This window comes from Pleomorphochaeta caudata (assembly GCF_055395745.1).
Genome location: NZ_AP042458.1, coordinates 1,593,392 through 1,606,984 on the forward strand (window position 1 = coordinate 1,593,392; position 13,593 = coordinate 1,606,984).

Annotated in this window: 12 protein-coding genes; 7 read left to right on the forward strand and 5 right to left on the reverse strand. The window is 28.1% G+C overall.

What is annotated here, in order from left to right; translation table 11 throughout:
- Window positions 1–35 precede the first annotated feature (35 nt).
- From ACZ5RS_RS07365 to ACZ5RS_RS07375, 3 genes are all read right to left on the reverse strand, one after another.
- Complete coding sequence (locus ACZ5RS_RS07365) at window positions 36–878, reverse strand: carbohydrate ABC transporter permease (protein WP_464638861.1); 843 nt, start codon at window positions 876–878, stop codon at window positions 36–38.
- 1 nt (window position 879) lies between these two features.
- Entirely contained in the window at window positions 880–1,806 is a 927-nt protein-coding gene (locus ACZ5RS_RS07370; protein WP_464638863.1) for a carbohydrate ABC transporter permease, read from the reverse strand.
- A 62-nt stretch (window positions 1,807–1,868) separates the two neighbouring features.
- Entirely contained in the window at window positions 1,869–3,113 is a 1,245-nt protein-coding gene (locus ACZ5RS_RS07375) for an ABC transporter substrate-binding protein (RefSeq protein ID WP_464638865.1), read from the reverse strand.
- Between the two features lie 312 nt (window positions 3,114–3,425).
- Between ACZ5RS_RS07375 and ACZ5RS_RS07380 the strand changes: the two genes are divergently transcribed.
- Entirely contained in the window at window positions 3,426–4,589 is a 1,164-nt protein-coding gene (locus ACZ5RS_RS07380) for a hypothetical protein (protein ID WP_464638867.1), read from the forward strand.
- Here ACZ5RS_RS07380 and pepF read toward each other — a convergent pair.
- Together pepF and rdgB are read right to left on the reverse strand one after the other, a co-directional pair.
- Window positions 4,586–6,358: an oligoendopeptidase F gene (pepF, locus tag ACZ5RS_RS07385; protein WP_464638869.1), complete on the reverse strand. Its 1,773-nt coding sequence runs from the start codon at window positions 6,356–6,358 to the stop codon at window positions 4,586–4,588. The genes ACZ5RS_RS07380 and pepF overlap by 4 nt on opposite strands.
- Window positions 6,359–6,367: 9 nt before the next feature.
- A complete protein-coding gene (gene rdgB, locus ACZ5RS_RS07390) occupies window positions 6,368–6,949 on the reverse strand; it encodes an RdgB/HAM1 family non-canonical purine NTP pyrophosphatase (RefSeq protein WP_464638871.1) in 582 nt (193 codons plus the stop codon).
- Between the two features lie 224 nt (window positions 6,950–7,173).
- Between rdgB and gcvT the strand changes: the two genes are divergently transcribed.
- The 6 genes from gcvT to ACZ5RS_RS07420 are packed head-to-tail and all read left to right on the forward strand — an operon-like array spanning window position 7,174 to window position 13,585.
- Entirely contained in the window at window positions 7,174–8,238 is a 1,065-nt protein-coding gene (gene gcvT / locus ACZ5RS_RS07395; RefSeq protein WP_464638873.1) for a glycine cleavage system aminomethyltransferase GcvT, read from the forward strand.
- 9 nt (window positions 8,239–8,247) lie between these two features.
- Complete coding sequence (locus ACZ5RS_RS07400) at window positions 8,248–8,610, forward strand: glycine cleavage system protein H (RefSeq protein ID WP_464638875.1); 363 nt, start codon at window positions 8,248–8,250, stop codon at window positions 8,608–8,610.
- A gap of 2 nt (window positions 8,611–8,612) precedes the next feature.
- Window positions 8,613–9,935, forward strand: a complete 1,323-nt coding sequence (gcvPA, locus tag ACZ5RS_RS07405; protein WP_464638877.1) for an aminomethyl-transferring glycine dehydrogenase subunit GcvPA — start codon at window positions 8,613–8,615, stop codon at window positions 9,933–9,935.
- Complete coding sequence (gene gcvPB, locus ACZ5RS_RS07410) at window positions 9,929–11,353, forward strand: aminomethyl-transferring glycine dehydrogenase subunit GcvPB (protein ID WP_464638879.1); 1,425 nt, start codon at window positions 9,929–9,931, stop codon at window positions 11,351–11,353. The genes gcvPA and gcvPB overlap by 7 nt, the downstream gene beginning before the upstream one ends.
- Window positions 11,343–12,308 (forward strand): lipoate--protein ligase, encoded by a 966-nt coding sequence (locus ACZ5RS_RS07415; RefSeq protein WP_464638881.1) that lies wholly within the window; start codon window positions 11,343–11,345, stop codon window positions 12,306–12,308. The genes gcvPB and ACZ5RS_RS07415 overlap by 11 nt, the downstream gene beginning before the upstream one ends.
- Window positions 12,296–13,585 carry a dihydrolipoyl dehydrogenase family protein gene (locus tag ACZ5RS_RS07420; protein ID WP_464638883.1) on the forward strand — a complete coding sequence of 430 codons (1,290 nt, stop codon included), beginning with the start codon at window positions 12,296–12,298 and terminating at the stop codon, window positions 13,583–13,585. Before ACZ5RS_RS07415 ends, ACZ5RS_RS07420 begins: the two co-directional genes overlap by 13 nt.
- Window positions 13,586–13,593 lie beyond the last annotated feature (8 nt).

Genomic DNA, 13,593 nt, shown 5'->3' on the forward strand with positions numbered 1-13,593 from the left:
GCTAAAAAGCATACCCTTTAATGATTAGTTTTGATTTAACCTTTAACAGCTCCAGCTGTAACCCCTTCAATAAATTGTCGAGACATTGATAAATATAACAATAATACAGGTATTGCTGATAATGTTAATACTGCAAGAACTTTTGACCAATCAGTTTGATATTGTCCAAAGAGTCTAGTTACCCCTAATAATAAGGTTTTACTTTTTTCATCATTGATAAATATAAGAGGGAACCAAAGGTCATTCCAAAATGGTACTAGATTATAAATTGCTACTGTAGATAACGCTGGTTTTATTAATGGGACAATAATTAATCTAAATATTTTAAATCTAGATGCTCCATCTATTATCGCAGCTTGAGTTAATTCTAATGGAATTTCTCTTATAAATTCAGTTAATACAAAGATTCCAATTGGAATTCCCATTGCTACATATATTGGAATCAAAGACCAAATAGTATTTAATAAATTTAAGAATTTCATTATTTCTAGAATTCTGATTGATGCAATTTTAATTGGAAGCATCATTCCAGCAATCATGAAGAAAAATAATACTCTAGCTTTTTTCTTTTTCCAAAATGCAAAAGCATAAGCAGCTATTGAAGAAAATGTTGTCATTAATAATAAGGATAAGATAACAACAACAAAGCTATTTTTAAAATATATTAAAAAATCGCTGTCTTGGAAGATTGAAGTATAGTTCTTAAAATTAAATTTGCTTGGTAGTCCAAATGGATTTATATAAATAGTTAATCTAGTTTTGAAACTATTAATTACTAAAACATAAAGAGGAAATAATACAATAAAGCACCAAATAATCATAATTACATGATAGAGTACATGTCTGTTTTGTCTTTTTAAGCTTTTTGATTTTGCCATTTTAGTCCTCCCTACTTGTATATTTTAGGGTAGGAATTACACCAATTAACAAAACAATAAAGGTTATAGTTGCAACGGCTGCACCAAGACCAGGATCAGCAATTGCTATTGGATGTTCTCCTGCAATACCTATTCTATAGAAGAAGGTTCCAAGTAAGTCAGTGGCATAATTAGGGGCTCCATTTACTGTTTCTGTAGCAAAAATAATATCAAATGCATTGAAGTTATTAACGAAAGTTAAAATTGTTATCATACCAATAACTGGTTTTATTAATGGTACTTTAATTTTTATAAAAGTTTGCCAAGCGCTAGCGCCTTCAATAGCTGCAACTTCTAAACAATCCTGTGGAATATTTTTTAGGGCAGCTACAAACATCATGGTAGGAATTCCCATCCATTGCCAACAAGAGATAAGAGAAACAGTTACTAAGGCTGTACTTCTTGATCCTAACCAAGGCTGAGCTAAAAAGCCTAATCCAATTTTTAAAAGAGCATCCCCTGACCAAACTGGATTTAATAATAATTTCCATAGATATCCAGTGACTAAAACAGCAAAAGTTGTTGGAACAAATACAATTGTTTGATAGAAATTTCTTAATTTCATTGTTCTTGTTGTTATAATTACTGCAAACAAGATTCCTAGTCCATTTTGGAAAATCATGTTTATAAAGAAGAATATAAAGGTATGAATAAAAGCATTTTTATATCTAATAGAAATAATATCATCAGTAAATAATTTTTTAAAATTTGCAAAACCAACAAATTCTCTAGTAGTTGATGTGCTTCCTGTATATAAACTTACTCTTAAGGAATCCATTAGTGGGTAAGCCATAAAGATTACATAAATAATTAATGCGGGTAAAATATATAAAATCCAATACCAGCCACTTGGTTCTATTGAAAGATGTTTATTATTTTTTATTTTCATAAGTTAGACCTATAATAGCTGCTAAGAAGTTCCTAGCAGCTATGATTCTTAATAATTAGAAATTATAAATTTAGATTTTCATAATCTTTTTGGATTTCGTTTGCTGCTTGAGTTGGAGTAATTTCTTTTTTCATTACTTTAATTACAGCTTGATCCATTGGAGTATATAATTCTAATAATACAGGCCATACGAAACGAGCATCTGTTTGTTTTCCTTCATTTAAAGCTAAGAATTCATTTGCTTGTTTTAATTCAATTTCTATAGGTGCATTAATCATTGGGAAGAATCCTGCTGGTAAATATTTAGAAGCAGTTGTAGCTCCTTCAACAGTACATAACCAACTTAAGAAAGCTTTTGCTTCTTTAGGATATTTTGTAGCAGTATTCATTGTAATTGCCATATCAGGATGGAAACAAATTGCAGTAGCATTTCCTTTTGGTGCAGGAATTGCAAAAATTCCCCAATCAAATCCTACATCACCGTAAACGCCAACAGACCAAGATCCATCAATGAACATTGCAGCTTTTGATGTAGCAAATAATGCTTGTGAATCGTTATAAGTAACTGATTCAAATCCTTTAGGACAATATTGAGCAACATCTCTCATAGCACTAAAGGCTTTAATAAATTTATCATTGTTTAATTTTAATTCACCTTGTTCATATTTTACTCTTTCTGTAGCTCCACCAATATAGTTTGGAAGTGCGCCTAAGAAGAAGGTTTCGAAAATATCCCATTCGTCAGCTAAACCATTTGCTAATGGAGTAATTCCATTATCTTGTAGTTTTTTACAAGCTGTTAAGAATTCTTCCCAAGTAGTTGGAACTTGAACGTTTGCTTTTTTGAATAAATCTTTATTGTAATATACTCCATGTGATACAGCAGCAAAAGGAACAGCAAACATCTTGCCATCAGGAGCTCTCCAAGGAGCCTTATTTGAATCTGTAAAATTGGAAAGACCTTCAATATCCGAGCAATCTTCAAAGAATCCTGCTTGATATAATTCAATTCCAGGTGCATATGATCTAGCATACATTAAATCAGGACCAGTTCCTGAATCTAATTGAAGTCTTAATGTAGCATTGTAATCAGCTGGATTTGTTGGTTTAAAATCGATTTCAACATTTGGTGCAACTTTCTTATAAGCATCAAGTAAATTATTCATTGCTTCAACATCATCAGCTCTCCATGACCCCATAGTTAAAACAACAGTATCTTGTTGTGCTTCATTACTTCCTGCTGCGAAAATATTATTAGTAAAAACTAGAAGTAAGCATAATAATAGTAAAAAAATATTTTTTTTCATTTTATTAAACACTCCTTTTGTTATAAAACTTATTGATAGTATGGTAGCTAATTATTTATTCTGTCAATGAAAAAAATAAGTTTGTAGGTTTATCCAAAGTTGCAGATTTGTTAGTTATGTTAATAATTTTAATTTATTTTTATATATTATAAGGAATTAAATAAAAATTTATATAGCTTTTTATGATTTTTATATATACATAAAATACTATTATTTTGTTTAGAAATATGAAATTCTGCTGTTTTTTATTTTTTCATTGACAGAATAATTTAATAGTTTGATAATTAATTTTATATTATATTGAGGACAATTATGGCAAATAGTCAGTATCAAAAACTAATCAACTCAACTCAGATTCTACGAGAATTGAAGACTGGACCAAAATCAAGAAACTATTTAGTTAAGGCATTGAAGGTGCAACCTTCAACAGTTACTTATACTTTAAATAGATTGAAGGATTTAAATTTAGTTGTTGATACAAAAATTGTAAGCAGTGATAATCATACTAAAGGAAGAAAGAGTACTCAAATTGTATTAAATAAGGCTGCAGGTGTTGTTTTTGGCGTTGATTTATTAGTTGATGAATTTAATGTAATTATTACCTATATTGATGGATCTTTATTTACTTCAATTAGGGAAGTTTTTGATGATGTAATAATTACAGCTCCTAAAGGAACTGAAGAAAGGTTTATACAGTGCCTTAATTATATTCTTTCAATTATTGAAGCTAAATGCATTAATACTACTATTTTAGGTGGCTGTATATCAGTTGCTGCTATTATAGATTTTACTGGTCTTAGGATAATTAAAAGTTTAACTCATGATATTATTGATGTAAGCATAAAAGATTGTATAAATAATAAACATTATCCAATCTATTTAGAAAATGATGCAAATTGTGCTGCAATAAAATATATAAATAATGATCAAGATAGTTTTCTCTATTCTTTAGTTAGAACCTACTATAATCATATATTACCTGATGGTGTTCCCGTTTTAGGTGTTGGTATGGGAATTATTATAAAAGGTGAATTATTTAGAGGTTGGGAATCAAAAGCAGGGGAGTTTGTCAATTTCGTTTACCAAGAGGGGAAACAAAACCAGCAACTTGATATAGATAACCAAGAGCTAATGCAACTAAATGATAACAAAGCTAGTTTGAAATTGTTTATTGATAACTATGTTGATAAATTATTGTTTACTAATGCTTTAATTAATCCAAGAACTATTTATTTAGGTGGTGATTCTGAAATTTGGAATGATAATATTTTAAGAAGTATTAGTGAAAGATTTCCAGAAAAAGGAATTGCTGAAATAAAAAAAACCTTTTGTTTTACTTTTCTAGAACAAACAGAAGATGATATAGCATATGGAGCAAGCAAACTAATGTTAGATTTTTTATTCCATATGCCATATTTAAATACAAATAAAGAAATATGGGAACAAAATAAGTCCCCACTCTTAAATAAACTTTAAATTAAGCTTTCAAATTCTTTTAGTAATTCTTTGAAATGATTTACAGCAGCTATTATTGGCTCTTTTTTAGACATATCAACACCTGCAAGTTTTAGTGTATCAATAGGGAATAAGGAGCCACCGCTTTTTAAGAAGCTCATATATTGATCTAAATCATTTTGATTACCATTTAATACTTTTTTGCTTAATGCAATTGCTGCAGAAATACCTGTTGCATATTTATATACATAATAAGAGGTATAGAAATGAGGGATTCTAAGTCCTTCCATATCGCTTACTTCAAGTAGTTCAACATTATCACCAAAGTATAATTCTAATAGTTTTCTATATTCACCTCTCATAACATCAACTGTTATTGGTTGGCCTTCTTCAGCTAGTTTATGCATAATATGTTCATATTCTGCAAACATAGTTTGTCTAAATAGAGTTGCAATAATATCATCAATTTGTTTGCCAATGATATATGCTTTTTCATTATCATCTTTTGCATTATCAAATAAGTATTTTGCTACTAATTGTTCATTGAAAGTTGATGCAACTTCAGCTTCGAAGATTGTATAATCATGGTTGAAGTAATTATTATTTTTTGCACTGTAATAGGAGTGCATGGAATGCCCACCTTCATGAGCCATAGTAAATATGTCTCTTAAATCATCTTCTTTATAATTTAATAAAATGTATGGGAAACTAGTGAAGGTACCACTTGAGAAGGCACCACTTCTTTTTCCTTCATTTTCATATTTATCAACCCATCTTTCACTTGTTAGTCCAGCTTTTAATTTATCTGTATATTCTTTTCCTAAAGGTTGTAAAGCCTTGATTACTAAATCTACAGCTTGATCGTAAGTATGATGAGCTTCAAAACCTTTAACTAAAGATGTATAAACATCGTAATGTTTAATTTTATCTTTGTTCATTAATTTAGCTCTAAGTCCATAATATTTATGAAGAGTATCTAAGCCGTTATGAACTTGTTCAATTAAATTATCATAAACTTTTTCATCAACATTATCGCCAAATAATCTTTTATTTCTTGTAGATGTGTAACCTCTTACTTGGGAAGAAAAAATATCTTGTTTTATTGATGTTTCATAAACATTTGCTAAAGTATATTGATGATCTTTATAAACATTATATAGTTGTAAATAAGCTTGTTTTCTAATTTCTTCATCTTCACTTTTTAAGAAAATAGTGAAGGTTGATTGAGTTAAAGGTTTCCCATTAATCTCGCCAAATTTAAAATCAACATTTGTTAAATCGCTAAAAATCTTACTTGGTTTGCTACCAACTTCCATTTGAGCAGCTAAAATCTTTTCTGATTTTTCATCTAAGATATGTTCTTTTTGTCTTTTTAGTCTAAATAGAGTAACATGCAAATCTTTAAAATCATCGTCTGCTAAATATTTATTAAAAGTATCATCATCTAAACTTAATATTTCACTATCCCAGAAAGCTAGAGCTGAAACATATTTTGTATATACTGTTGAAACAGCACTCATCATTTTTAGATTATTTACATCACTAGAATCTGAGGAAGCTTTTAATTGTGCATATTGGAATAAATTTTCTAAAGTAATATCGCTTTGTTCAAGCCAAGCAAAAGCCTTTAATAAGCTTTCTTTACTTAAGATTAATTTACCTTTTAGTGCTTCAGCTTCTGAGATTTTTGTGTTCTCAAATTCTTTTAAGGCTTTATAAAAACTATCATCGTCTTTAAATAAAGGGGTTAAATCCCAAGTATCATTTTTGTTTATTTCATTTCGTTTCATATTTTATCCTTATTCTATGTTTTCGAGTAATTTGTTCATAGCTTTTGCAGCTCTACCTCTATGGCTATAAAGGCCTTTAACAGATTTATCAATTTCAGCCATAGTCTTTTTTAGTTCAGGTAAGTAAAAAACAGGATCGTAACCAAAGCCATTAATTCCATGTTGTTCATAAGTGATTATACCTTGAACTTCTTCAGTTACAGTATAAATTCTATTAGGAGAAATATAAGCAACTAAAGTGCAAACAAAGCTAGCTTTTCTATTTTCTTTATCTTTTAAATTACTTAATAGATATTCATTTCTTTCCCCACTTTCTAAAATTCTATTAAATACATCGCTACCATATCTTGCAGTTTTTACACCAGGTTTATTATCTAGTGCTTCTACACATAAACCAGAGTCATCAGCTATAATAGGTGTTTTTAATACTTGATATAATGCTTCAGCTTTGATTAAAGCATTACCTAGAAATGTAGGTGCATTTTCATCTACATCAATCATATTTTCAGCTTTAGTTAAATTAATATTTGGCATTAAAGCTTTTAATTCTTCATATTTATGATTATTTGTTGTTGCTAAAATAAAGTTCATAAAACAAAGATACAATTAGATTAAAATCAAGACAAGTAATAATCAAATAATTTGAATTATTTTCTTGCAAAACTCAATATTCAATGTTTTACTATTTAGTGTAAGAGTTTGATAAATTGAACAAAAAGGTAAATATATTAAAAATATATTTACTATAAAATATAATTAATTTTATTTGTTTGCTAAAATATATATGTAGTTAACAACATAATAAAGGAAAAAAGATGAGAGAGAAAACACCTTTATATGATGAGCATGTTGCACTTAATGGTAAAATTGTTGAATTTGCAGATTATTTATTGCCAGTTCAATATTCTTCTATTGTTGAAGAGCATATGGCAGTAAGAGAAAATGTTGGTATTTTTGATGTTTCCCATATGGGAGAAATAATGATTGAAGGAAATAAAGCAATTGAATTTATGAATTATTTAATTTGTAATGATATTTCCAAAATTAAAAGTTCAAGAATAAAATATTCTCTATTAATCAATGAAAATGGAAACATAATTGATGATTTATTAATATATTGTATTAATGAGACAAAACTTTTATTAGTTGTTAATGCATCAAATAAAGACAAAGATTACAAATGGTTAGTTGATCATAAAATTGAAGGCGTAAAAATTACTAATTTAAGTGATTATTACGCTCAAATAGCAATTCAAGGTCCTAAATCTAAAGAGATCCTATTAAATATCATAAATGAGAGTGATTTACCAATAAAATACTATTCTTTTATTGAAAAAGCAAAAGTCTTAAATCATGAAGTTCTTATTTCAAGAACAGGTTATACAGGCGAGGATGGCTATGAAATATATTCAGATGGTACATCTATAAAAGAAATTTTTAAAAAACTTATTGAATTAGGAGTAACCCCTTGCGGTCTAGGTGCTCGTGATACTCTAAGATTAGAAGCATCAATGCCTTTATACGGGCATGAAATGAGTGAAGAAATTTCCCCATTAGATACATCTCTAGAATATTTTTGTAAGTTAGATAAACAAGACTTTATTGGAAAAAATAATATAGTTGATAAAGGCTTAACTAGAGTAGGTATAGAAAATCTAGATAAGGGTATTATCAGAGAAGATATGGAGATTTATGTCGATGGTGATTTGATTGGTAAGACTACAAGTGGTACATTACTTCCTTATCTAAAGAAATCTTGTGCAATGGCAATTATTAATAAAAAATATTCGAGTGACAATACTGTTATTGATGTTAAAATTAGAAATAGATTTGTAAAAGCAAAAATAGTTTCATTACCTTTTTATAAAAGGGCCAAATAGGAGGATTATATGGCAAAGGATATATTATTTTGTGAATCACATGAATGGGTAAAGTTTTTAAATGATTCAGAAGCCGTAGTAGGAATAAGTGAATATGCCGCTAAGGAACTTGGTGATATAGTATATTTAGATATTTATACAACTGAAGCTAAAATTAATGAAACTTTAGGGGATATTGAAAGCGTAAAAGCTGTATCAGAATTTTATTCTCCTTTTAGTGGTGATGTTGTTGAGATTAATCAAGAAGTAATTGATAATCCACAAATAATTAATGAAGCACCAGAAGAAAATTGGATTTGTAGAATAATAAATATTAATGAAAAAGTTAAATTAATGGATAAAGAAGAATATTTAGCAACAATTGGGGAATAATTATGAGTTATGTAGTTACTAGCAATCAAGAAAAACAAGAGATGCTAAAGGCTATTGGTGTTTCATCAATTAAAGAATTATTTAAAGATGTTGATGAAAAGGTTTATCTTAATGAACCCCTTAATTTGGATTCTGCACTAAGTGAATTTGAAGTTTTAGAGGATTTAGAAGATAAAGCAAATAGGAATAAAGTCTATAAAACAAGTTTTCGAGGAGCTGGTAGCTATAAACATTTAATACCAGAGGTTGTAAAACATTTAAGTAGTTTAAATGGTTTTGTTACTTCCTACACCCCTTATCAAGCTGAGATATCTCAAGGGAATTTACAATCTATATTTGAATATCAAACAGAGATTTGTGATTTATGTGATATGGATGTTACTAATGCTTCCATTTATGATGGTGCTAGTGCAACTTGTGAAGCTATTGTTATGAGTTTAATTCGTAATAAGAATGTAGTATTAGTTTCTAAAGGGGTTCATCCTAGCTATAGAGAAGCAATTAAAGCTTATGCTTTTGCAAGAGATATCAAAATTATTGAAATTGATTTAAAAGAAGGACTAACGTCTAAAGAAGAAATTTTAAAACAAAATTTCCAAGAGGTTAGTTCTTTTGTTATACAGAGTCCAAATTTTTATGGATTAATAGAAGATGTTCAATCAATTAATGAAATAGTTAAAAATAATAAATCTCAATGTATTGAAGTTGTAAATCCTATATCCTTAGGCCTTTTAAAAACACCTAGAGAAATGGGTGTTGAAATTACATGTGGTGAAGCTCAACCTTTAGGCTTAGATCAAGCTTTTGGTGGTCCTTATTTAGGATTCATTGCAACATCAACTAAATATTTAAGAAAAATGCCAGGCAGAATTGTTGGACAGACAACAGATCTTAATGATAAAACTTCTTATGTTTTAACTCTTCAAGCAAGAGAACAACATATAAGACGTGAAAAGGCTTCTTCTAGTATTTGTTCAAATCAAGCCTTAAGTGCTTTAAGATGTTCAATTTATCTAGCTGCTATGGGTAAATCTGGAATTAAAGAAATAGCTAAAAGATGTTTTAATAATGCTCATTATGCACAAGAACAAATTACAAAACTTGATGGATTTGAAAGCAAATATAAAAGTGAATTTTTCCATGAATTTGTAATAAAGAGTGATGTGAAAATTGATATTATTAATCAGAAATTAAAAGAAAATGGTATTCAAGGGCCTTTCAAACTAAGTGAAAATGAAATGCTAGTTTGTGTTACCGAAGCTATTAAGAAAAAAGATATTGATAAATTTGTAAAAATTTTAGCGGAGGTAAAAAGAGTATGTTAATTTTTGAAAAATCTATTAAAGATCATAGATGTACAATTTTACCTAATCAAGAAATAAGGGATTACAAGCTTGATTCTAAGTTTGAAAGAGATAGTGAACTTAAATTACCTGAAATAGCAGAAATTGATTTAGTAAGACATTATACAAATCTTTCAAAGAAAACCTTTGGAGTAGATAATGGTTTTTATCCTTTAGGTTCTTGTACTATGAAATATAATCCTAAAGTCAATGAAACCACTGCTGCATTAAAAGGTTTTACAGAAATTTCTCCTAATAGTGATATTGAAGATATTCAAGGTGCTTTAGAAGTAATCTATGAAAGTGATAAGGCATTTTGTGAAATAACAGGTATGAGTCAAATGGTGTTCCAACCTGGAGCTGGAGCTCATGGCGAATTTACAGGTTTGATGATGATAAAAAAGTATCATCATAGTAAAGGCGATATCAAAAGAACTAAAGTTATAGTTCCAGATAGTGCTCATGGAACAAATCCTGCAAGTGCTGCCATGAATGGTTTTGAGGTTATATCTATTGAAAGTAAAGATGGCTTAGTAGATTTAGAGCAATTAGATAAAGTACTTGATGATAGTGTTGCTGCTTTAGTTTTAACAAATCCAAATACACTTGGACTATATGATTCAGGGATTTTAGAAATAACAAAAAAAGTGCATGATTGTGGTGCTTTATGTTATTATGATGGTGCTAATTTAAATGCCATAATGGGAATTTGTAAACCGGGTGATATGGGTTTTGATTGTATCCATTTAAACTTACATAAAACTTTTTCTACTCCACATGGTGGAGGAGGTCCTGGTGTTGGAGCTTTTGGTTGTAAAGCTTTCTTAGCTGAATTTCTCCCTAATCCTGTAGTAATTAAAGAAAACAATATTTATAAATTTAAAAAAACTGAAAATAGTTTAGGAAAAGTTACAGCATTTTATGGTAATTTCTTAGTTTTAGTTCGAGCTTTAACTTATGTAAAACATTTAGGTTATCAAGGTATAAAAGAAGCAAGTGAAAATGCAGTATTAAATGCAAACTATATGAGATGTAAATTAGAGAAATATTATAATGTTGCATTTGATAAAATTTGTATGCATGAATTTGTACTTGATTTATCCAACTATAAAGAAAAATATGGCATTAAAGCTATAGATGTTTGTAAGAGACTTATTGATTTTGGTATTCATCCTCCAACAATGTATTTCCCTTTAATTGTACATGAAGCTTTGATGATAGAACCCACAGAGACAGAGAGTTTACAAACTTTAGATGCTGCAATAAATGCGTTAATTGAAATATCAAATGAAATAAAAGATAACACTCTAGACTTAACTAATGCTCCTTTCTCAACAGAGTATAGAAGATTAGATGAAGTAAAAGCTGCGAGAAATCCTATAGTAAAATATGAACATTAAGAAAATAAGATACTATGAAAGTTTAAATTATAATCCTTATATAAACTTATCTTTAGAAGAAAAGTTAATGTCATTAGTTGGTGATGATGAATTAATTTTTTATCTATGGCAAAACAAAGATACTGTTGTTATTGGTAAAAATCAGTGTGCCCAAGATCAGTGTAATTTAGAATTAATGAAAGAGAATAATATTACATTAGCTAGAAGATCTTCTGGTGGGGGCGCTGTTTATCATGATTTAGGTAATTTAAATTTTACATTTATAGCAAAAAAAAATAATTTTGATATTAATAAAAATCTTGAAGTAATAAAAAAAGCTTTAGAAGTTTTTAATATTAAAGCTTATTTTAGTGGTCGTAATGATTTATTAGTTGATGGCTTTAAGATTAGTGGACAAGCTTATTTAAATAAAAAAGACGTTTCGTTGCACCATGGAACTTTGTTGGTAAATGTTGATTTAATGCACTTAGGAAAATATTTAAAAAAAGATGATTCCAAGTTAAAAATTCATGGAGTAAAAAGTTTTCATCAAAGAGTTAATAATTTAAGTGCTTTTTCTTCAGATATTGATATAGAAAAAATTAAAGAAAGTCTAAAAGACAGCGTTGTCAAAGTATTTAATGCTGAATTAACTTATCAAGAAATTTATGACAATGAATTAATTGAAAAATATAGTAGTGATTCTTGGTTATATAAATTTACATTTGATGGCGTTCATATTAAAAAAAGATTTAACTATGGGCTTTTAGATTTGAATTTAAAAATTGTAGATAATACTATTATTAAGGTATTAATTAATAGTGATATTATGGATTTAGATATAATTGATGAAATTGAAAAAATATTAATTAATCAAGAATTTTCTAATTCTTTATTGGATAAGATTAAATTAAGTAATAGTACTATAGAAAATGATTTGAAAGAAATGTTAGAGGAAAAATTATGTACGATTTAATAATTGTTGGAGCAGGCCCTGCAGGTTATGAAGCTGCTTTATATGCAAGTAAATTGGGAAAACAAGTTTTAGTAATTGAAAAAAATAAAATTGGAGGAACTTGTTTAAACTATGGATGTATTCCAACAAAATCTTTACTCTTTCAAACAAATAAAATTAAAGAAATAAATAATTCTAAAGCTTATGGTATTTCTGTTGATAATTATACCTACAATTATGAAACAATTTTACAAAATAAAGATAAAACTGTTAATAGATTGGTTAAAGGTATAGAATTCTTATTTAAAAAAAATAATGTAAATATTGTGTTTGGAGTTGCCTCCTTAATTAATCAAAATCAAATTAAAGTAAATGATGAGATATTTGAAAGTAAAAATATTTTAATTTGTGTTGGTTCTACCGTTACAAAATTAAATATTCCTGGTTTTGAAAATAGTATTTCTAGCAAAGAATTTTTAGATTTGGATTTAAGTAAATTCAAGAATGTTGTAATAGTAGGTGGCGGGGTAATCGGTGTTGAAATTGCAACAATTTTGAATAACCTTGGAATTAAAGTTGTAATTTTGGAAGCAAAAGATCAATTAATCCCTACTTTTGAAAATGAAGTTGCTACTCGATTAAAAAAACAATTGAATAGATTAGGAATTAAAGTCTATTTGAATTCATTTGTAAATAAAATTGAAAAGAATTGTGTATATACATCAGATGATAGTTATCCATGTGATTTTGTTTTGACTAGTGTTGGTCGTAGCCCTAATACTAATGGTTTGGATCCACAAAATTTACTTATTAAAGATAGAGGCTTTATTGAAATAAATGAAAAGTTTCAAACTAATTTAGAAAATATTTATGCGGTAGGGGACTGTGTTAAAGGTATTCAATTAGCTCATTATGCTAGTGCTTGTGCAATTAATGTAGTAAAATATTTATTTGAAAATGATAAAAGATTTAACATAAATAATGTTCCTAAATGTATATATACTGAGGAAGAAATTTCTGTGGTAGGAAAAGAGCAAAGTGAAGGTGATATTGTTTTAAAAACAGATTTAATTGCGAATCCTAAAGCAGTAGTCGAGGACCATAATAAAGGTTTTATTAAATTAATCTTCACTAAAGAAGGTTTATTTAAAGGGGCAGTTCTCATGTGTAAAAAATCTAGTGATATGATAAATATTTTTGTTAATGCTTTAAATAGAGGTGCTACAATAGACGATTTCAAACACGACATTTACCCTCATCCTTCTTATAGTGAAAGTATTTTAGCTTTATTTGATTAATAAATTAC

What these genes read in the sequence shown, in the direction of transcription:
- pepF (WP_464638869.1), bottom strand. Translation starts at nt 6,358, where the DNA reads ATGAAACGAAATGAAATAAACAAAAATGATACTTGGGATTTAACCCCT.
- rdgB (WP_464638871.1), bottom strand. Translation starts at nt 6,949, where the DNA reads ATGAACTTTATTTTAGCAACAACAAATAATCATAAATATGAAGAATTA.
- ACZ5RS_RS07380 (WP_464638867.1), top strand. Translation starts at nt 3,426, where the DNA reads ATGGCAAATAGTCAGTATCAAAAACTAATCAACTCAACTCAGATTCTA.
- ACZ5RS_RS07415 (WP_464638881.1), top strand. Translation starts at nt 11,343, where the DNA reads ATGAACATTAAGAAAATAAGATACTATGAAAGTTTAAATTATAATCCT.
- ACZ5RS_RS07400 (WP_464638875.1), top strand. Translation starts at nt 8,248, where the DNA reads ATGGCAAAGGATATATTATTTTGTGAATCACATGAATGGGTAAAGTTT.
- gcvPB (WP_464638879.1), top strand. Translation starts at nt 9,929, where the DNA reads ATGTTAATTTTTGAAAAATCTATTAAAGATCATAGATGTACAATTTTA.
- gcvT (WP_464638873.1), top strand. Translation starts at nt 7,174, where the DNA reads ATGAGAGAGAAAACACCTTTATATGATGAGCATGTTGCACTTAATGGT.
- ACZ5RS_RS07375 (WP_464638865.1), bottom strand. Translation starts at nt 3,113, where the DNA reads ATGAAAAAAAATATTTTTTTACTATTATTATGCTTACTTCTAGTTTTT.
- ACZ5RS_RS07370 (WP_464638863.1), bottom strand. Translation starts at nt 1,806, where the DNA reads ATGAAAATAAAAAATAATAAACATCTTTCAATAGAACCAAGTGGCTGG.
- ACZ5RS_RS07420 (WP_464638883.1), top strand. Translation starts at nt 12,296, where the DNA reads ATGTACGATTTAATAATTGTTGGAGCAGGCCCTGCAGGTTATGAAGCT.
- gcvPA (WP_464638877.1), top strand. Translation starts at nt 8,613, where the DNA reads ATGAGTTATGTAGTTACTAGCAATCAAGAAAAACAAGAGATGCTAAAG.
- ACZ5RS_RS07365 (WP_464638861.1), bottom strand. Translation starts at nt 878, where the DNA reads ATGGCAAAATCAAAAAGCTTAAAAAGACAAAACAGACATGTACTCTAT.